General features: G+C 45.6%; 16 protein-coding genes. 8 read left to right on the top strand and 8 right to left on the bottom strand.

The genetic code is table 11. The features are described 5' to 3' along the window. Positions 1 to 449: 449 nt before the first annotated feature. Positions 450 to 1,418 carry an NAD(P)/FAD-dependent oxidoreductase gene (locus FTX54_RS03245; RefSeq protein ID WP_147805071.1) on the top strand — a complete coding sequence of 323 codons (969 nt, stop codon included), beginning with the start codon at positions 450 to 452 and terminating at the stop codon, positions 1,416 to 1,418. A 427-nt stretch (positions 1,419 to 1,845) separates the two neighbouring features. Here the strand turns inward: FTX54_RS03245 and FTX54_RS03240 are convergent, their stop codons facing one another. The 3 genes from FTX54_RS03240 to FTX54_RS03230 form a co-directional block, all read right to left on the bottom strand. After that, entirely contained in the window at positions 1,846 to 2,370 is a 525-nt protein-coding gene (locus FTX54_RS03240) for a dihydrofolate reductase family protein (protein ID WP_147805072.1), read from the bottom strand. Positions 2,371 to 2,391: 21 nt separating this feature from the next. Further along, a complete protein-coding gene (locus FTX54_RS03235) occupies positions 2,392 to 2,706 on the bottom strand; it encodes a hypothetical protein (protein WP_147805073.1) in 315 nt (104 codons plus the stop codon). Positions 2,707 to 3,793: 1,087 nt separating this feature from the next. Next, on the bottom strand, positions 3,794 to 4,135 hold the full coding sequence (locus FTX54_RS03230; RefSeq protein WP_147805074.1) for a hypothetical protein: 342 nt from the start codon (positions 4,133 to 4,135) through the stop codon (positions 3,794 to 3,796). A gap of 301 nt (positions 4,136 to 4,436) precedes the next feature. On the opposite strand from FTX54_RS03230, the gene FTX54_RS03225 reads away from it, so the two are divergent. Then, entirely contained in the window at positions 4,437 to 5,615 is a 1,179-nt protein-coding gene (locus FTX54_RS03225; protein WP_187254668.1) for a MalY/PatB family protein, read from the top strand. Between the two features lie 19 nt (positions 5,616 to 5,634). After that, positions 5,635 to 6,444, top strand: coding sequence for a YihY/virulence factor BrkB family protein (locus tag FTX54_RS03220; RefSeq protein ID WP_187254669.1), 810 nt, complete (start codon positions 5,635 to 5,637; stop codon positions 6,442 to 6,444). A gap of 848 nt (positions 6,445 to 7,292) precedes the next feature. Here FTX54_RS03220 and trhA read toward each other — a convergent pair. Beyond that, positions 7,293 to 7,931 carry a PAQR family membrane homeostasis protein TrhA gene (gene trhA / locus FTX54_RS03215; protein ID WP_187254670.1) on the bottom strand — a complete coding sequence of 213 codons (639 nt, stop codon included), beginning with the start codon at positions 7,929 to 7,931 and terminating at the stop codon, positions 7,293 to 7,295. 188 nt (positions 7,932 to 8,119) lie between these two features. Here trhA and FTX54_RS03210 point away from each other — a divergent pair, with 188 nt between their 5' ends. Both FTX54_RS03210 and FTX54_RS03205 read left to right on the top strand, forming a co-directional pair. Next, entirely contained in the window at positions 8,120 to 8,674 is a 555-nt protein-coding gene (locus FTX54_RS03210; RefSeq protein WP_147805078.1) for a DUF1836 domain-containing protein, read from the top strand. A gap of 235 nt (positions 8,675 to 8,909) precedes the next feature. Further along, positions 8,910 to 9,254 carry a general stress protein gene (locus FTX54_RS03205; RefSeq protein ID WP_147805079.1) on the top strand — a complete coding sequence of 115 codons (345 nt, stop codon included), beginning with the start codon at positions 8,910 to 8,912 and terminating at the stop codon, positions 9,252 to 9,254. 64 nt (positions 9,255 to 9,318) lie between these two features. On the opposite strand, the gene FTX54_RS03200 is transcribed toward FTX54_RS03205, so the two are convergent. After that, positions 9,319 to 9,930 carry a trimeric intracellular cation channel family protein gene (locus FTX54_RS03200; protein WP_147805080.1) on the bottom strand — a complete coding sequence of 204 codons (612 nt, stop codon included), beginning with the start codon at positions 9,928 to 9,930 and terminating at the stop codon, positions 9,319 to 9,321. 296 nt (positions 9,931 to 10,226) lie between these two features. Between FTX54_RS03200 and FTX54_RS03195 the strand changes: the two genes are divergently transcribed. Then, on the top strand, positions 10,227 to 10,667 hold the full coding sequence (locus FTX54_RS03195) for an OsmC family protein (RefSeq protein ID WP_147805081.1): 441 nt from the start codon (positions 10,227 to 10,229) through the stop codon (positions 10,665 to 10,667). Between the two features lie 45 nt (positions 10,668 to 10,712). On the opposite strand, the gene FTX54_RS03190 is transcribed toward FTX54_RS03195, so the two are convergent. Together FTX54_RS03190 and FTX54_RS03185 are read right to left on the bottom strand one after the other, a co-directional pair. Continuing rightward, a complete protein-coding gene (locus FTX54_RS03190; RefSeq protein ID WP_147805082.1) occupies positions 10,713 to 12,086 on the bottom strand; it encodes an amidohydrolase family protein in 1,374 nt (457 codons plus the stop codon). 406 nt (positions 12,087 to 12,492) lie between these two features. Then, complete coding sequence (locus FTX54_RS03185; protein WP_147805083.1) at positions 12,493 to 13,002, bottom strand: type 1 glutamine amidotransferase domain-containing protein; 510 nt, start codon at positions 13,000 to 13,002, stop codon at positions 12,493 to 12,495. Between the two features lie 845 nt (positions 13,003 to 13,847). Between FTX54_RS03185 and FTX54_RS03180 the strand changes: the two genes are divergently transcribed. Then, the gene (locus FTX54_RS03180) at positions 13,848 to 14,972 is read left to right on the top strand and encodes an IS110 family transposase (RefSeq protein ID WP_147805360.1); all 1,125 of its coding nucleotides are present in this window, start codon (positions 13,848 to 13,850) and stop codon (positions 14,970 to 14,972) included. Between the two features lie 564 nt (positions 14,973 to 15,536). Then, positions 15,537 to 15,941: a VOC family protein gene (locus tag FTX54_RS03175; protein WP_147804952.1), complete on the top strand. Its 405-nt coding sequence runs from the start codon at positions 15,537 to 15,539 to the stop codon at positions 15,939 to 15,941. A 43-nt stretch (positions 15,942 to 15,984) separates the two neighbouring features. On the opposite strand, the gene FTX54_RS03170 is transcribed toward FTX54_RS03175, so the two are convergent. Beyond that, entirely contained in the window at positions 15,985 to 17,391 is a 1,407-nt protein-coding gene (locus tag FTX54_RS03170) for a Glu/Leu/Phe/Val family dehydrogenase (RefSeq protein WP_147804951.1), read from the bottom strand. Positions 17,392 to 17,479 lie beyond the last annotated feature (88 nt).

The following is a 17,479-nucleotide window of genomic DNA, read 5'->3' as shown; positions in this document are numbered from 1 at the left end:
CCGGCAGCTTTTTTTCCGGGAAAGTCACTTCCACTACAGATTTTTCTCAGAGAAAGCTGTATACAGGAAGTCGTTCTCAGAGAACACGTACGGGACATTTGCACTTAACCTGGAACCTGAGCAGAGGTTCGTTTAATTCGACGTGCAGTTCTGTTAATGTAGGGGAAAGCTCTTATGATCGACAGGAAAGTTCTTCTGATTCAGCCGAAATTTCTGCCAATTCCTCCCGGTGCTGTTAATTCGCCTGTCAATTCTCCTATTTCCAGTCAACATTCTAATTTTCCCCCTCCCGCTCCGCACTTTATAGGAGCTGTTCCCGGGAAGAAACGGCGGAACCGGAGCGAAATTTATAATGAAGGCTGGCCTGAAATTAATAATACAAAAAGAATGCGTTTCAGCTGATAATTAACTACAATGGAACATAACTATTAGAAAAGAGGTGCTGTTTCATGCAGATTGCAATTATAGGTGGAGGAATGGCAGGAATTTTTGCCGCAGGTCGACTGAAAGAACTCGGGCACTCCCCGTTTATTATAGAAAAAAGCCGCAGTGTCGGAGGGCGCATGGCTACCCGCAGAATAAACCGCGGGCAGGCCGACCATGGCGCACAGTTCTTTACCGTCCGCTCAGAAACAATGCAGAAATATACAGATTCCTGGCTTGAACAGGGCATTGTCAAACACTGGTTCGGCGGACGCTATCCCCGCTATACCGGTGTTGACGGCATGAATGGCTTTGCAAAAGTGCTCGCTGAAAACCTCGATATGATTCTTCAGGAAAAAATTATCCGCATCGAGGCAGATAAGCAGAGTGTAACGCTTGCTTCAGAAGATGGGGAGCTTTATTTCGCTGATGCCGCTGTCATTACGCCTCCGGTTCCTCAGGCACTTGAGTTGATCGAGAACTCAGCCTTACATTTAAATGACACTACAAAGGCAGCTTTAGCTGCAGGCTCTTTTCGTCCCTGCTTCGTAGGCCTCTTTGAACTCGAAGAAGCTTTTGAAATCGGCACTCACGGCATCGTCGATGAAGATCTGCCTCCGGGTGTCGACAAAATAGCAGCGAATGATCAGAAAGGCATCTCCCCTGTCCCTCTGTTATCTGTTTATATGACCGGTGACTGGAGTACAAATCATTTCGAAAAATCCGATGAGGAAGTACTGACGGCTCTTCAGGAAGCTGCTACTCCCTATTTGAGAGAAGCCCGAATTAAATCTTCCCAGCTGAAAAGGTGGAAATTCTCTGAAGCCCTTCACACGTATAATCAACCGTATTTGCAGCTCGATGACTACCCGATATATGTTGCCGGGGACAGCTTTTTAACAAAAGAGGATGAAAGCGGGAAAACAAGAATTGAAAGTGCTGCCCTCTCCGGCTTCCACACAGCAGAAGCGATTATATCCAGGTTTAATTCTTAAACTGCCTTGAAAATAAATTTGATAAGTGAAAAAGGGACGCTTTTGTTTCCCAGGGGGGCACTTTCCGGGCAGGCCGGCCTCAGCTAATCCCAAGAGCTTACGGTAAAAGGACAAAGCAGCATCTGCCTTCCAATAAAGAAAACCCCTTCTGACCATCCTTCATTCCACCTGCTTAGAGGGGAAGTTCCATTCCTGTAAAAGGCCATTTACATCCATCATGGTGCAGGGCTTTTGCATGAGTGTCTCTGTTAAATCTCTGTGTTGTTATTGGAGTGCCTGCGGCTTTTCCGCAGGTTTCACTGAATAGAAGTTTCATTCATAAAAGGCAGAAGACACCGGCTGTATGCAGGTGTCTTCTGCCTTTTTATCTGTACGATTTTTTTCTGGAGTGTTCCGGCCAATTCACCGATCGCCAGCAGGGTGCTTCTTATTTACTTTTAAACCGGTAACGCATCTCGGCAAAGTGATCAAACTGTCTTACTCCTAACAACTCCAGATCCATTTCGTAAGCTCCCTTCTGAAACAAAGGGATTCCATCACCGAGCAGGACGGGCGCAACCGCTATCTGTATCTCATCGATAACACGTTTTTCAAGTAAAGGAAGAATCAGTTTTCCCCCGCCTACGACCCAGACATTCCCTTCTTCCGCTAATTTTTTTATATAATCGGCCGGATCATCCTGGACGAACGTTATATTGCCAGCTGGATCCTTCGCTTTTCTTGTAAATACATAACAATCCATATCCTTATATGGGAACTCTCCCTTCGTTTCTTTCATTACCCAGTCAAACGTTTTCCTTCCCATCACTATTTTATCTATTTTCTCTAAAAACTTTTCATATCCATTGTCTTCTTTTCCTTCATTTCGAAACAGCCATTCCAAAGACTCCTCCTTTGTAGCGATATAGCCGTCCAGACTCATAGCAATAAATAAATATACTTCACGTTTCATACCCAGCCTCCTGTTCCCTTATCACGAGATGGATTTTTTCCACTTCTCTGTGGTCCATCCTATATTGCAATCGGTTATCTTTCTTTTCCATAGGCTGCCCTGAATATAGAACGCACGGACCTTCGCTCCGGAGTTTTCCGGGTGCACACCAGCGTCCTGAAAAGCGTTGTTTGCCGCATCTTCTGCTGTTGATGGGACACCTTCAGAAGAAGTCGTTTCTCCCTTCCAGTAAAGAAACACTTTTTTCAAAAGAATTCGCGGCCCCTGCAGCAAAAGGACTTTTTCGTAAATATATCGCAGAATCAGTTTCCCTGCTGCAGTTAAAATAATCCACAATAAAAATCTCCTGCTTTTAAAAAACAAGAGAGCAAAAAGATTCACAGCATAGGGAACTCAACCATTTCTTGGCTGTCATTGTTAAATTTCCGCTGTAAGCATTCACCATTTAAGTTGCTTACTTTCAGCTTAACAATCAGCCTCAGCTGCACTCCACATCTCATCACTCAGGAAAATAAATGTAAAGAAATTTTGAAGTTGATCCTTTTCCAATTTCTTATCATTCATTTGATTTTCCTTTGCTTTTCATTCTGCCTTTAAGAATTTACTGAGAGTTTGGTAACTATCAGGATATTTTCTTTTAATCACTTAAAAGTTTTATTATCCTGCTGTTCTTCAGCTTTCTGCAAAATTAAGATATGGCCTCAACGCGATGGCTGAGTTTCCTGTGATGTGAATCTGTATTATTGAATTACTGTTTATATACCCTTCTGAAATATTTATAAACTTAATATTCTAAATATTTTAAAAATATTTCATTACAATTAGTTTCCCTTTCTGTAAACAGCCGTTTTGGTTTCCATGGGGGTGTTTTCCGGGAGGGAATGAATCTTCGACTCGTCCTTACATCCCCCGAGGCCTTCTCCACAGCTGAGCTGAATTGGAGTTCCCTATAATAACAGCAGTGAAAGCTTTTACCTTACAAAATAGAAAGCAGCGTTTTATTTTTCATAGTAGGTAAACGTGAAAAATCACTGAATTCAAAAACTTGTAAAAAAAGAACAGGCTTCTGAAAACCGTTCACTGCCTGCATCTTAATTCCAAAGCTTTGATTGAATACGGGACTTTTATGCGGTAAATATGTTTAATATTCAATATCCAGGGTATTATAATAATGACACCACTTCATAAGAGGCTCAGCCATTTTAATTCCGTGCCGTCGGAACGTGCCAGATTTTTCCCACGTTCTCCAGTACAAAATGCGTTGAGTATCTAATCCGTATTAATCACACGGAATAGCCGCCTTTACAGCTCCGTTCCAACGATTCAAAATCGAAGATTGTTACTGATTTCCCTTTGGGAAGCAGGAAAGTAAAGGTTAATGGTTGAGTCCCTTATGAAGTGGGCTCTTTTTTTTGTCTTTTTTCTATCCCAGTGCCACAAGGAGAAGAATTACGTAAGATGCCGCAATAGCAGCCATGCCAGCTGCTGAGAGCCTGCGTGTCCATGCTTTGGAAAGCGGCTCCTGCGCCAGCAGTTTCAGCCGGGAATGCGGCTGCAGCCTGTTTCGGTAATAAACAGTCATTAAAGCGAGAATTCCCCCTGTCTGCAACAAGAAAAAAATCGTCGCATAGCCGGATTCTGAAAGAACTTCAAATCCCCCTGCCGCCTCCAGCAGAAAAGCATTTATCAATGTGTAGGCGAACATTATAATAAATAGTATAAATATCAGTTTTGAAAATTCTATGAACCATCGAAAAGATTCCACTTGCTCCGCCTCCAGGCCTCATTATTTTTACCTATCCAGCCTTTTTTCCAAATCATTCATACGTTCCTGGAGATGTTTCAGCTGACTCTTTCTCCGTCTTATCAAAATAAAGCCATATACAATAAGGGCTGGGATCGTTATAACTATAAGAAAAGCTGCCGCTTGATAAATGGCATTTATCCACTCCATACCTTCACCTCCGATTCTGCCATTTTAGCATAATTATGCGCAATCCGCGCACCTTCTCCGCTGTTTCTGTATAATAGAATCAGATCATATTCTTACAAGGATGGTGCTGGACATGCAATTTTTTCAGGAAAACATAAATCGTACAAATACATACTCGGTTAAATGGGACCGGACTAAGGAAGTATTTAAAACCGATGAGCAGGTGCTGCCTATGTGGGTGGCTGATATGGATTTTTATCCGCCTGAAGCTGTCACAAGGTCCATCAGCCGGCGGGCTGATCACGGTATCTACGGCTATACTTATATCGACGAGCACGTAAAAAAACAGATTCAGGAATGGGTACTCCGCAGACAGGGATGGAACATTGACGCTGACTGGATTCAGTTCAGCCACGGGGTGGTGCCTTCCATTGCCAAAGCGGTCCAGGCGCTGACCGAGCCTGGAGAAAAAGTGCTCGTTCAGTCTCCCGTCTATCCTCCCTTCTTTTCGATGGTGAAAGAAAATAACCGGGAACTGGTTAACTGCCCGCTCCAGGAAAGTGGAGACACTTACCGTATCGATTTCACAGCTTTGGAAGATGCTCTGGCCGGGGGAGTGAAAATGATGCTTCTCTGCCATCCGCATAACCCGGTTGGAAGAGTCTGGACAAAGGAAGAGCTCGAACAAATTGGAACGCTGTGCGTCAAATACAATGTGATTCTAGTTTCCGACGAAATCCACGGTGATCTTGTATTTAAGCCGCACAAGCAGATTCCTGCTGCTTCCCTCTCACCAGAAATATCAAAGCAGACAATTACATTAATTGCACCAAGTAAAACCTTTAACCTCGCCGGCCTGCAGGCTTCAGCCGTTATCACTGAAAACGAGGAGTTTCGTAAAAAAATTGAAAAACTCGACAAAAAGAACGGATTTTTCACCTTAAATACGTTCGGTATTTTAGCAATGGAAGCAGCTTACGAAGAGGGAGAAGCCTGGCTGGAAGAGCTTCTCGTTTATTTGGAGGAAAACGTTCAGCTTGTCGAATCCTTCCTCAAAGAAGAACTGCCTCACGTGAAAATTTTCAAACCGGAAGCGACCTACCTTCTCTGGATCGACTGCCGGGAAACTGGACTGAGCGATACTGCTCTAAATAAAAAGCTGTTGGAAACCGGGAAGCTGGCTATGAATCCGGGAACGAGCTTTGGAGAAGGCGGAAGCGGCTTTATGCGCATGAATATCGCCTGTCCGAAAGAGACCGTGCAGGAAGGTCTGGAGCGATTAAAAAGGGCATTAAAGGATGAGCACCGTTAATAAGAAAAGAGGGAGCAGAATGATAAAGGAATTTGGACGCAGGTTCCGCGATCACGAACTGATTAATCTTGGTGCCCAGTGCGCTTATTTTCTCCTGCTTTCTATTTTCCCGTTCCTGCTCGTCATTGTCAGTCTGCTTGCCTACCTCCCATTCACTTTCGTAGATGTCTACGTATTGCTGCAGAACACTTATGTCCCTCCCGGTGTGCTGGAAGTTATCGAAGATCAGTGGAACGTCATTACAGCGGAAAGCCAGGTCGGTCTTCTTTCCATCGGTGCTCTGTTTACATTATGGACGGCCTCTCTCGCTTTAAACTCAATTCTTCAGTCTCTGAATCTGGCCTATAATATTACAGAAAACCGCGGTCTGCTGGTCGGAAGGCTGATTGCCATTGCACTTACGACCGCGATGTTTTTCGTAGTAATTCTCGCTCTCATATTCCAGGTTGTCGGGATCCACGTACGCGACTGGCTTCAGCTTGAAATTATCCTTTTTGATGTCGACCTTCTCCGCTGGCTCATCAGTTCCACCATTTTGTTTGCCGTGTTTCTTCTGCTCTACTGGATCGGACCGAGCATGAGGCTCCGTTTTAAGGACGTTTATGTCGGTGCGATTTTTGCCACGACAGGATGGCAGCTTGTGTCCTGGGGTTTCTCAGCGTTCGTAAGCGGGTTTGCTGACTTTTCTGCAACATACGGGACGATCGGAACGGTTATTGCATTAATGGTATGGTTTCACCTGACTTCACTCATGATTCTTCTCGGAGGAGAGATTAATGCTATGAAAAAAGAGGCTTCTGTTGCCCGAAAGCAGAAAAAAAGCAGCTGAGGCTGCTTTTTTGTCAGGCTGTTTACAAAGTAATTCTTCCTATATAAGTAGACAGTTGGCTGTTTCCACTTTCGAAGAGTCGCCTTTCCGGTGTTACCTTCTTCAGCTCCAGCATTTGAACAAAAAGAAAGACTTTTCTGCGAAAACAAGCTTACTACATACAGGTTTTTCCTATAAAAAAAGCTGCCTTGAAAATAAAGTATTTAAGCAATGAACGTGCGCTTTCGTTTCCATGGGGACGCTTTCCGGGCGGGCCGGCCTCAGCTAATCCCTTCTTCCCTGCGGTCGGGAGGGATGTATCTTCGGCCCGTCCTTCATCGCCCCGGAGTCGCCCCATGTGCCCTCCAGCTTACGGTAAAAAGACAGAGCAGGAGCTGCCTTCTAAATAAACAAGCCCCCTTCTGACCTCCTTCCGTCTGTATAGAGGATAAATTCCCTTTCTATAGAAGGCCATTTTCATGCCTCATGGTGCAGCAATCCTGCATGAGGGTCTCTGTTAAAATCTGTGGCTCTTACGTGAAAAAGGGGGACTTGGCTTTCCGGCTTACGATGACAGAAGATAACTTTACTTTAAAAGCTGGTGGGCCTGGCTTAAACGGAAGAAGTTTCAAGGGGTAAATTAGTTTTTTGTCAGATATAGTTTATTTCCTTCAAAAGTTCGTAAGAGCCAAATCTGTTGTTGATACATACAGAAAACTTCGCTTCGTTGTGATTTACCAGTACAGAAAGCCCGCTGGTGGAATCAAGAAAGTACCAAGGTAGAAACCAGTGCCAGGGCAGAGACGCCTGCGGAAAAAGAAAGCAGGAAGATCCTCCTGGACGCCGTCTGTAATGGAATAAGCGGACGTTTAGATATGAAGCAGTGTAAATACAGAAATAATATGAGCGACCGTCCCAGCAAGTACAAAGAGATGCCAGACCGCATGGTGGTAGATGAACCCTCTCCACATGTAAAAAACTGCACCAACGGTATAGAAAATACCTCCGGCTATAAGGTAGGTTAACCCTGCAGGGGGCAGCGCTTCCGTAATCGCCCCCCATGCAAATACCATCTGCCACCCGAGAACGATGTAACCGAGCGTGGAAATAAACATGTACTTCTTCACGAAAAAGCATTTTAATATCGTACCAAGGACCGCGCCTCCCCAGACTACTCCGAATAATGTCCATCCGAGCCATCCCTGAACAGCTATAAATAAAAACGGCGTATAGGAGCCTGCTATAAAGAAATAAATGGACGCGTGATCCATGATTTCAAAAATGTCCTTTACCTTTCCTGCCGGCAGTGCGTGAAGGAGCGTTGAGGACGTATAGAGCAGCAGCATAGAACCTCCGAATAAGGAAAAACTGACGATGTGAACCGTACTTCCGAATGCCGAAGCTTCTGCGATCAAAATGATCATAGCAGCAATGCTTATCAGGATTCCGATTCCATGTGTAACGGAATTAGCTACTTCCTCTTTTTTAGTGAATGTATGGGTACTCATACGCCCTCCTTCGATACTTTGTTACGTAGTTATAATAACTACATGATATCACACAGAGAAATATTATTCCAGTTTATACTCTTCGGTTTCCTGTTTACCTATTCCGGCAATAGAACTCAATGTTTCCAGGAAGCCGGCATTAACAGGGCGGATGTGAAAAGGTATACTGGGTACAGGAGGTGATACCCATGGCACTTGATGATACGCTGAAAGACTTGAAGCTGGACCGGCACGTACAGGTAGAGCAGCTCCCCGATCTCGATTTATATATGGATCAGGTCATCCAGCTTTTTGAACTGACATTTAAAGAATTAAAAAGAGAAGAAAAAGAAAAAATCATGACGAAAACAATGATCAACAACTATGCGAAAAGCGGCCTTTTATTTCCCAGTAAAAATAAACGCTATACGAAAGACCATGTGATGGTTATCAGTTTAATCTACGAAATGAAGGGTGCTCTCTCCCTGAAGGATATTAAACAAACGCTTGACCAGGCTGATTTAACCGATCCTGAAAATCTCGAATCGGTGCGCACCCTTTACAGAGATTATATTTCTATTGCGGAGCAGAACACCGAAGCTACAAAAACCCGGATGAAAGATCAGGCAGACCGGCTCGAACATGAGCTGGAAGCACACATAAACGATCCTTATGTAAAACAGGTGCTCCTCATTCTCAGCTTTATCCACCAGAGCAATTTGTACCGAAGAGCAGCAGAAAAATTAATCGACACGCTGCCCTGAAGCATAACTGTTAAGACATACCTCATCGGCGCAGGTCGCAGGTCCGGTTAAGCTGGAAATCTCCTCCAAGGCAGAGCAGCAGCGGAGTCTTCCACATTTATCAACACTGGACTTTAAAAGACCTATTTTTAAAAAAGAGGTTTGAATAATGGCCCAGAATGGTAAATATGAGAGTGAGAGGCTCACAGCTGTGAGCCTGGATTTTTTTAAATCTGAACTGGAGGAATGACTCAATATGCAACCATTGTACAAAGAGTTTTATAATGATCAGGAAGTAGTAGACGCTGTTACGGGAATCAAGGAAAAAGGTGTCAGCGAAGATGATATTTATATTTTAACCCACGATGATGACCGTACAGAGCGCGTCGCAGACAATGCTGATGCAAATACTGTCGGTGCGGACGATATGAATTTCGGCACATCTGCTAAAAACATTTTCCGCAAAAAAGGCGACGAGCTTCGTGCTAAATTTGAAGAAGTCGGCTTTTCTAAAGACATGGCTAATGAACTGGAAGAAAAGCTCGACCAGGGCAAAGTCGTTGTTGTTGTAACAAACGCGCCGGACGGCATGGCGCTGTAATAAGGTTTATAAAAAGAGCTCCTCCCCATTGGGTCGGAGCTCTTTTTTATGTCTGAATGACCGTTTATATACTTCTTTCCGGCAGTCTGCTCGGAAGAGACCAGCCGTAATAAACGGAACATAGTCTTAACGTAACAACGGCTGCTACTACGAGAAGCAGTTCCAGGGGAGATGTAAGCCACCCCAGCCCTACTACAACACCGGGAATAACGGTCCAGGCAATGTAAATTTCCTTCTGCAGAAACAGCGGTTTGCGGCCCGCGAGAACATCTCTGATCATGCCGCCTCCCGTACCTGTGAGAGCAGCCGCTGCTATCGCTGCACTTAACGGCAGTCCCATTGACTGCGCATAAAGTGCTCCCTGTACGGAGAAAGCGCCGAGACCGATAGAATCAAAGAAAATTCCTCTTCTCAGCAGCGTCCAACGAACCATCCTCGGAAAAACGAAAGCAAAGGTCATCACGAGAAAAGCAACTGTAAACAGTGCCCCCTGCTCCCAAAGCTCCGATACCGGCACACCTATAAGCAGATTCCTTACAGCTCCTCCTCCAAAAGCAGTTATGAACCCGAGTATATAAACACCCATTAAGTCATATCGCTCCTCCAGAGCGACGTTGACCCCGCTCAAAGCGAAAGCTATTGTTCCTATAACGTTCAGTGTCTCCCACACTTTCATTCCAACTTTCTTCTGAAAAATTAACGAACGTACTACATTTTAGGGGAAGGCCGGAGAAAACTCAAGGTGCCCGTGTTATTGAAATGAAAGGCGGCATTTCTGCCGAATCAGCTTCAGATATAAATCCCCGCGTTTGGCATAGAAAAAAAGAGGAGAAGTCGCCCCTGAATAAATAATCATTTCTCTGGTTTGACCGGCGAAAAGTCTTAATAAGATTTTTTATAAGCCTTTGACAGTTTAATAAACGCTAAGAAAGGTAATAGCAGGGGAGAGAAACATCTAAGGAGGAAGATACTATGGATAATAAAATGACGTTCCGTGTACAGGGCAGTACGGAAAATATGACAGCTGACCTGAACGCAAATGGACACTCGATTACTATTGATGAACCTGAAAATATGGGAGGCACCAACAAAGGACCGGACCCACTGGGTAATATGCTCGCTTCTCTTGCAGGGTGTGAGAACGTGATCGCGAATATGGTCGCAAAAGAGATGGATTTCGACCTGAAAAGCATCTCTTTCGATATTCACGGCGAACTTGATCCACGAGGATTAATGGGTACAGCTGATGTAAGACCTTATTTCCAGAAAGTGGACATCAATGCCAAAGTCACTACAGACGAAACAGATGAGCGGATTCAGGAACTTAAGGAAAAAACGGATGCCCGCTGCCCTGTTTATACTACTCTGGAAGCAGCAAATGTAGAATTGAATGCAACCTGGGAAAAAGCGTAAAGATAAAGGAGCTGTTCCATCATTTCCGTGGAACAGCTCCTCTTTTTATGTCCTTATTCTTTCAGCAAGCTTTTCTGCCCGCTGCTGCACTTCCTGAACTGTGTTTTCTTCGCGTACATTCAGCAGTTCTCTATTTTTCATAATGTATTTTCCATCTACCAGAACATCGCGGACTTCTTCCCCTCTGGCTGCGTATACAAGGTTGGCAATAATATTTTCCACAGGGTGCATTAGAACCGGAGTTAAGGCAGGTTTCCGCGTATCTATAACAAGCATATCTGCTTTTTTGCCGGCTTCCAGCGAGCCGATTTTCTGATCCAGACCGAGGACGGCAGCTGCATCAATCGTCGCCATGCGCAGCGCTTTTATAGCCGGAAAAACTTTCGGGTCCTTCGCTTTTACTTTATTAAGGATCGCAGCGAATTTCATTTCATTAAACATGTTGCTGCTGTTATTGCCGGGGACTTGATCCGATCCTAAAGCTGCCCTGCCTCCGCATTGTGTAAACATTTCCAGAGGCGGTACAATTCCGTCAATAATACCGATGCTTCCTGAGCAGTTTATCATGGCAGCCCCGCTTTCGGCGGTCTTTTTTGTCTCCTGCTGTGTCGCTTCCGTCAAATGTACTGCAACCAGCCGTTCATTTAAAAAGTTCTCTTCTTCCAAAAAGGGAATAGAACGTTTTCCGTAACGTTTTTCAAGCTGAAATATTTCTCTGTCCCCCTGACAGACGTGCATATGAATTTTCGTATTGAAACGTTCTGCTTCTCTTTTCGTCTGTCTAAGTAAATCGAGGCTCAACATGTCAGGCCCCTGCGGCCCGAACATAACAGATATACGCCCGTCTTCCGCTCCGTGCCATTTTTCATAAAGCTTGATGTTGGCCTGAAGCTTTTTCTCTCCTATGGAAGAATCAAAAGGGTACATATCTTCGACAGGCAGATCTCCGATATTTTTTGGAATTTCGTTTACCATTTCCGCAGCAGCAACCCTCACTCCGATGGAAGCATAGCGGCTGAGCAGCTGATCCATATCAGCATTGTAGTCGCCGAATGTCGTCGTTCCCGCTTTTACTCCTTCAATAATATTTAATTCAGACCCTGCCCGGGCATCCTCCAGCGTCATATGCTGCATCCACGGCCAGAGGCCCTTCTGCATCCAGTGATCCATGTCCTGTGCCGTGCCACGCGCGATCGCACAGCTCGTATGAATATGGGCATCGATCAGCCCCGGCATAAGCAGCATTCCGGAAGCATCAACGACTTCTTCTGCCTGCACTTCTCTCATTACTTCGTCTGTCGGCCCTGTTTTTACGATATATTCTCCTTTAACAGCCACTGCCCCATCCGCTGTTAAATCTCCATACTTCCCTGTCATAGGAAGAACATAGGCATGAATCCATACAATGTCTGCTTTCATAGTCTGTCTCCTCCTTTTTTCAGCTGCCTTGAAAATACAGTAGATAAGCGATAAATTCCGGCTCAGGGCCGGACTCAGCTACTTCCGTACTCCCTTTGGCCGGGTCGGGCGGAGTGGTAATCGTCCTTTATCGCCCCGGGAGTCGACCCATGTCCCCTGCAGCGTATATACAGTTATAAAGGCAGAGCAGGAGCTTCCTTCCAATAAAGATCCACCTTATTGAACATCCTTCCGCCTGTATAAAGAGTAAATCCCTTTCCTGTAGAGGGTCGTTTTCATCCATGATAGTGCGGCGCATGAGTGTCTCTGTTAAACCCGTCCGCTGTAAAAGCAGCCCCATCGGAAAAGAGTATTCCGGCGGGGCTGCTTGATGAGTGGTCTTTTTTAATTATGAATTTCCAGGCCTTTAATTTAACTGAGCCAGGCTTTCCCGGTTAAATGCTTCCAGATCGTGGGGAGTTCTGCTCGTAACAAGATTATCACAGACCACTACTTCTTCATCATAAACGTTGGCTCCTGCATGGCGCAGATCCATTAAAATAGACTTAAACCCTGTCAGTTTACGGCCGCGGAGAACATCTGCGGTAATTAAAAGCTGAGGCCCGTGACAGATAGCGAAAACCGGCTTCTCCTTCAGCATGAAATGCTTCGAAAACTCTACAAACCTTTCATCAGCACGCAGCATGTCCGGAGAAAAACCTCCCGGAATAAATAAAGCATCATAATCCTCCGGGCTGGCATCGGCAATTCCCAGGTCAGTCTCCGCTTTTGCTTCTCCGTTTTTACCCGTTATTTCTTTTCCTTTTTCGTCTCCAATAACGGTTACTTTATGACCATCCTTTTTAAAGGCCTCCAATGGAGAAGTGTACTCCGAATCTTCAAACATATTTGTCATTACACATGCAATTTTACTCATTTTATCTACTCTCCTTGTTTAGAATAAAGCTATTTATTTTTTCAAAAACTTTTTTATCAGCTGCCACGCCATGACGATCATCTGTCCTATAAAAATCAGCTTTCGTATTTTCCGCATGAATGCCACACCTTTCTTTTTACCTTACATTATGCAGTTTACCCTCATCATTCAATTTGAAAACAATATTTCTTTCTTAAAGGCTGCCTTGAAAATAAAGTAGATAAGCGATAAGCGTGCGCCTCCGCTTCTATCGGGACTCTCCGGGCGGGCCGGCCTCAGCTGATTCCGTCCTCCCTTTCGTCAGGCGGAGTGGGACTCGTCCTTCATCGCCCGGGAGCCGCCCCATCTCCACTACAGATTACGGTAAAAAAGACAGTACAGCAGCTGCCTTCTAATAACGAAGATTCCGTTTGACAATTATTCATTCCTGCTGTATAAAGGGAAAGCTCCATTCCTATAGAAGGACATTTTCATGCCTCATGGTACAAGGATTTTGTATGAGTGCCTTTGTTAAAGATAGGCTCTGTTAAAGCTCCCTGTTGTTATTGGAGGGCCTGTCGTCCGGGAGGATCTTCCTGCTTTCTTTTTCCGCAGGCGTCTTGAAAAATCGCCTTGGCACCTTCTTGATTCAACCAGCAGGCTTTCTGTAGTGGAAAATTACAACGAAGCGGAAACCGGCGGACGCCAGTGGAAGAAGGAGATTGGAAGATCCCGCAGGGCGTAAGCCCGAGTTATCATGAACGAAACTGGCACCCTATCCGTAAATACGTAGGTTAATCGGGTATAGAGATCTGTAAGAACCTCTTATCCCATCAGAGCTACATTACGAAAGGAGCCAGCTTATCATGAATGATACCACAAAATTTGTTGGTCTGGACGTCTCCAAGAACACGATTGCTGTTGCGATCGCCGATGCAGGTCGAGATGCTCCTCGCTTTTGGGGCACCATCCCGCATACGGTAGAAAATGTTCGAAAGTTGATGCGTAAACTCGGTCCATCGGATCGTCTGCGTGTCTGTTATGAAGCCGGTCCTACGGGCTATCCATTGTATCGGCTGCTACTCTCTCTCGGTATCTCTTGTGACATTATCGCCCCCTCTCTCATTCCCCAACGACCGGGTGAGCGGGTGAAAACAGATCGTCGGGATGCGCTTCGGCTCGCACAGCTGTATCGTGCCGGAGAGTTAACCTCGATTTACGTGCCGACGGAAGCAGATGAAGCACTGCGCGATCTGGTGCGTTGCCGGGAAGATGCAAAAGAAGATGAACTTCGGGCCCGTCAAAGGTTGAGCAAGTTTCTCCTGCGCCACGAGCTTCGACCGCCGCAAGGCGTAAAGCGCCAAACGAAAAAATACAGAGAGTGGTTAGATACACTGAAGTTCTCTCAGGATACCCTGCGGGTCGTTTTCCGGGAATATTACCATCAGCTCAAGGAAATGGAACTACGCGTGCAACGGCTGGAAGACGAAATCTATACCCAGTCGATCCAAGGTGTGCACGCCTCCATGATTCAGGCACTTCAATGCCTCAAAGGGGTGGCACTCATTACAGCCATCGGAATTGTCGCAGAAATTGGGTCCTTTCATCGGTTCCGCACTCCCGGACAATTGATGGCATACGCTGGCCTCGTCCCCTCCGAATACTCGAGCGGAGAACGGCGGAATCAGGGAGGCATTACGAAAACCGGCAATCGGCATATACGTCGTTTGTTGGTGGAGGCAGGGTGGAGTTACCGCTATTCCCCGGCGGTCAAGGGAGACTTGAAAAAGCGACAAGTTGGCAGTTCTCCCGCAGTGCAGTTGATCTCCTGGAAAGCGCAAAACCGGCTTCATAAAAAATTTTACCGCTTGCTCTCCAAAGGAAAAGAAAGTCACAAAGCCGTTACTGCCGTCGCTCGGGAACTCCTTGGTTTCATCTGGGCGATCTCTCGAGAAATCGACCCGTTGCCACCCGCCAGTGACCAAATGTAATGCGTTTCTTCTCGGAAATACACCCGATAGATGAGCCCAGGGCTCGAAGGCAAAGGGGAAAGACCGGTAAGGAACATCCACGTGCTTCCTCTGTGCTAGTCCGGCTTCACCGGATGAACGCACGTCCCGAGTTAGTGGAAACGTCCTTAATCCGGAAAGAGACCATGTGAGAACCCACGGATATCAGAGTGCGAACCGTCGCCACTATTTTTGCCTTCGTGCCGTGTGCTTACCTTTACGGGCACGCCGAAAGAAAAGAGGAGGAATTCAAGCGATCCGAAAGAACACGAAAACTTGAAAAAGAAGCCGAAAGGCTTTGGTTCTTTAAGTCGGGCAAAATGTAATACCAATGGCAAAGGGAGTTCTTCTCTTGACAGTTTCGTTCATATCAGGAAGCTGGAAATCTCCTCCACGGCAGGCCGAAGCGGAGTTTTCTGTATTTATCAACAACAGAATGTTTTAACAGCGCTTTCTGAAGAAGGCCGAAATTCGAGAATTGGGGCTGTATCTAAAACGAGCAGAACGATATAATGAGGGACACATTCGATAAGGAGGTATGCGTTTATGATTAAAGGTCTTGCCCATGCAGCTTTCACAGTAAAAAACATGGAGAAATCGCTTCAATTCTACTGCGGTGTTCTTGGTCTGGAGCATGCATTCAGTGCCGCTAAGGAAAACGGGGAGCCATGGATAGAATACGTAAAAATAGCTCCGAAACAGTATATTGAATTGTTTTACGGAGGTTCCACCAGTCACAAGCCTGAACCTGAAGAAATTGGCCCTCATCATATCTGCCTGCTCGTTGACAGCGTGCAGAAAACGGCCGATCACCTGACTTCCAATGGATGGACGCTTGACGTTCAACCTAAACGGGGCATCGGCAAAAATGAACAGTGCTGGACAAGTGATCCCGACGGGAATAAAGTAGAATTCCTGCAGCCCGATGAGGACTCTCCGCACAATCAATAACATTAAAAAAGCCCGGAAAGCAGCAGCCTTCCGGGTTAAAAACTTAAAATAATTTTCCGTGGCGATAGAGAAGCTTGAATAATCTTTTTAACGAATGCATGTAGCACGTATTCCGGATACTTGATAATCCTTCGGTAAAATAAGAAACAAAAACTTTTTCACAGCTTTGTTCCATATGTTTGAGCATATCCCCCAGGACTTCTTCTTCACTGTACAATTCTGTAATCCGATCCTGCTTCCACTCAATATAGGAAACCATAACACCACCGGCGTTCGCCAGAATATCCGGGATGACCACTTTACCCTGTTCATGCAGGTAACGGTCTGCTTCCTGATCGATAGGGGCATTGGCACCTTCCACCATTACTTTTGCAGATACTTTATCTTTATTACTACCAACAATCTGATCTTCAATGGCTGCAAAGATCATTACATCAACTTCCTGCGTGACGAGTGCATCCCGGCCGAGAATTTCCGCTTCCACCCCAAGCTCATTCAGCAGTTCCTGTTTAGCAGGGAGTTCGCGGTGTTTTAACTGGTATTCAATCAGCGTCGGTATATCCAGTCCCTGAAGATTACGAAGCGTAACCTGATGATCGCTCACTGCTGTAATACGGTGTGTGAGATCCTTACATTTATAAGCCATTTCTGCTGCAACGCTGCCGACGTTACCAAAACCCTGAACCGCCACCGTGATCGGCTCTCCGTTTTCTTCTTTTTCCACCAGTTCGCGGAGCGTGCGCCACTGCTTGCGGTAAACCCCATCTGCCACGTTATTTTCGTTTGTTACCGATTTTGCCCATTCGTGTACGAGCCATTTATAGCTGTGATAAACTCCTCTTCCGGTAGCCTCCCGTCTCCCTTTCGCACCGCCATTATCAACACTTTTTCCGGTGAAGGCTCCCATGTAATTCTCTCCGGGGTTGATCGTTTTGTATTCCCCGACCATCCAGTCCATAGTCTGGGCATTCGTACCCATGTCCGGAGCAGGAATATCGTGAGTGGGGCCGAGATCCGGTGAAAACCGCTGCACGTACTTTTTGGCGATCATGTTCAGTTCCCGGTCGGAGTAATGGTTTGGATGAACCACGACTCCCCCTTTTGCGCCCCCATAAGGAAGGTCATGAAGCGCATTTTTCAATGTCATTAAAATAGCCAGGTTTTCTACTTCCTCTTCATTAACAACCTCGCTGAATCGAATACCGCCTTTATAAAATCCGGCAATGTTATTATGCTGTACCCGGTAGGCCGGTATTCTTTCGATTTCTCTGCTGTCCCTTGGAACTCGTATGTAACTTTTAACAATTTTATCCGTTGTAGTGAGGATTTCTGTCCCGGATTCAAAAAATCGTTTTCTTGCTTCCCCGCTTTCTTCTGTAATAAAGTTCTCATCTTCCTCCAGACGCTGCATCATTTCTGTAATTAAATTCTGCGTATCCTGTACACTCATCCATACCACCCTTTCAAAATTAATATATACTTCTGCCGGACTTCAGACAAATTCCGGTTATCTGCTTCCGCTGATAAGTCAAAGAAGC

It is taken from the genome of Alkalicoccus halolimnae, from assembly GCF_008014775.2.
GTDB classification, from domain to species: Bacteria; Bacillota; Bacilli; order Bacillales; family Salisediminibacteriaceae; genus Alkalicoccus; species Alkalicoccus halolimnae.
The sequence above is the reverse complement of the archived record's forward strand: the minus strand, read 5'-3'. Positions and strand labels throughout refer to the sequence as shown.

What these genes read in the sequence shown, in the direction of transcription:
- FTX54_RS03195 (WP_147805081.1), top strand. Translation starts at nt 10,227, where the DNA reads ATGGATAATAAAATGACGTTCCGTGTACAGGGCAGTACGGAAAATATG.
- FTX54_RS03205 (WP_147805079.1), top strand. Translation starts at nt 8,910, where the DNA reads ATGCAACCATTGTACAAAGAGTTTTATAATGATCAGGAAGTAGTAGAC.
- FTX54_RS03225 (WP_187254668.1), top strand. Translation starts at nt 4,437, where the DNA reads ATGCAATTTTTTCAGGAAAACATAAATCGTACAAATACATACTCGGTT.
- FTX54_RS03180 (WP_147805360.1), top strand. Translation starts at nt 13,848, where the DNA reads ATGAATGATACCACAAAATTTGTTGGTCTGGACGTCTCCAAGAACACG.
- FTX54_RS03220 (WP_187254669.1), top strand. Translation starts at nt 5,635, where the DNA reads ATGATAAAGGAATTTGGACGCAGGTTCCGCGATCACGAACTGATTAAT.
- FTX54_RS03245 (WP_147805071.1), top strand. Translation starts at nt 450, where the DNA reads ATGCAGATTGCAATTATAGGTGGAGGAATGGCAGGAATTTTTGCCGCA.
- FTX54_RS03210 (WP_147805078.1), top strand. Translation starts at nt 8,120, where the DNA reads ATGGCACTTGATGATACGCTGAAAGACTTGAAGCTGGACCGGCACGTA.
- FTX54_RS03175 (WP_147804952.1), top strand. Translation starts at nt 15,537, where the DNA reads ATGATTAAAGGTCTTGCCCATGCAGCTTTCACAGTAAAAAACATGGAG.
- FTX54_RS03185 (WP_147805083.1), bottom strand. Translation starts at nt 13,002, where the DNA reads ATGAGTAAAATTGCATGTGTAATGACAAATATGTTTGAAGATTCGGAG.
- trhA (WP_187254670.1), bottom strand. Translation starts at nt 7,931, where the DNA reads ATGAGTACCCATACATTCACTAAAAAAGAGGAAGTAGCTAATTCCGTT.
- FTX54_RS03240 (WP_147805072.1), bottom strand. Translation starts at nt 2,370, where the DNA reads ATGAAACGTGAAGTATATTTATTTATTGCTATGAGTCTGGACGGCTAT.
- FTX54_RS03170 (WP_147804951.1), bottom strand. Translation starts at nt 17,391, where the DNA reads ATGAGTGTACAGGATACGCAGAATTTAATTACAGAAATGATGCAGCGT.
- FTX54_RS03200 (WP_147805080.1), bottom strand. Translation starts at nt 9,930, where the DNA reads ATGAAAGTGTGGGAGACACTGAACGTTATAGGAACAATAGCTTTCGCT.
- FTX54_RS03190 (WP_147805082.1), bottom strand. Translation starts at nt 12,086, where the DNA reads ATGAAAGCAGACATTGTATGGATTCATGCCTATGTTCTTCCTATGACA.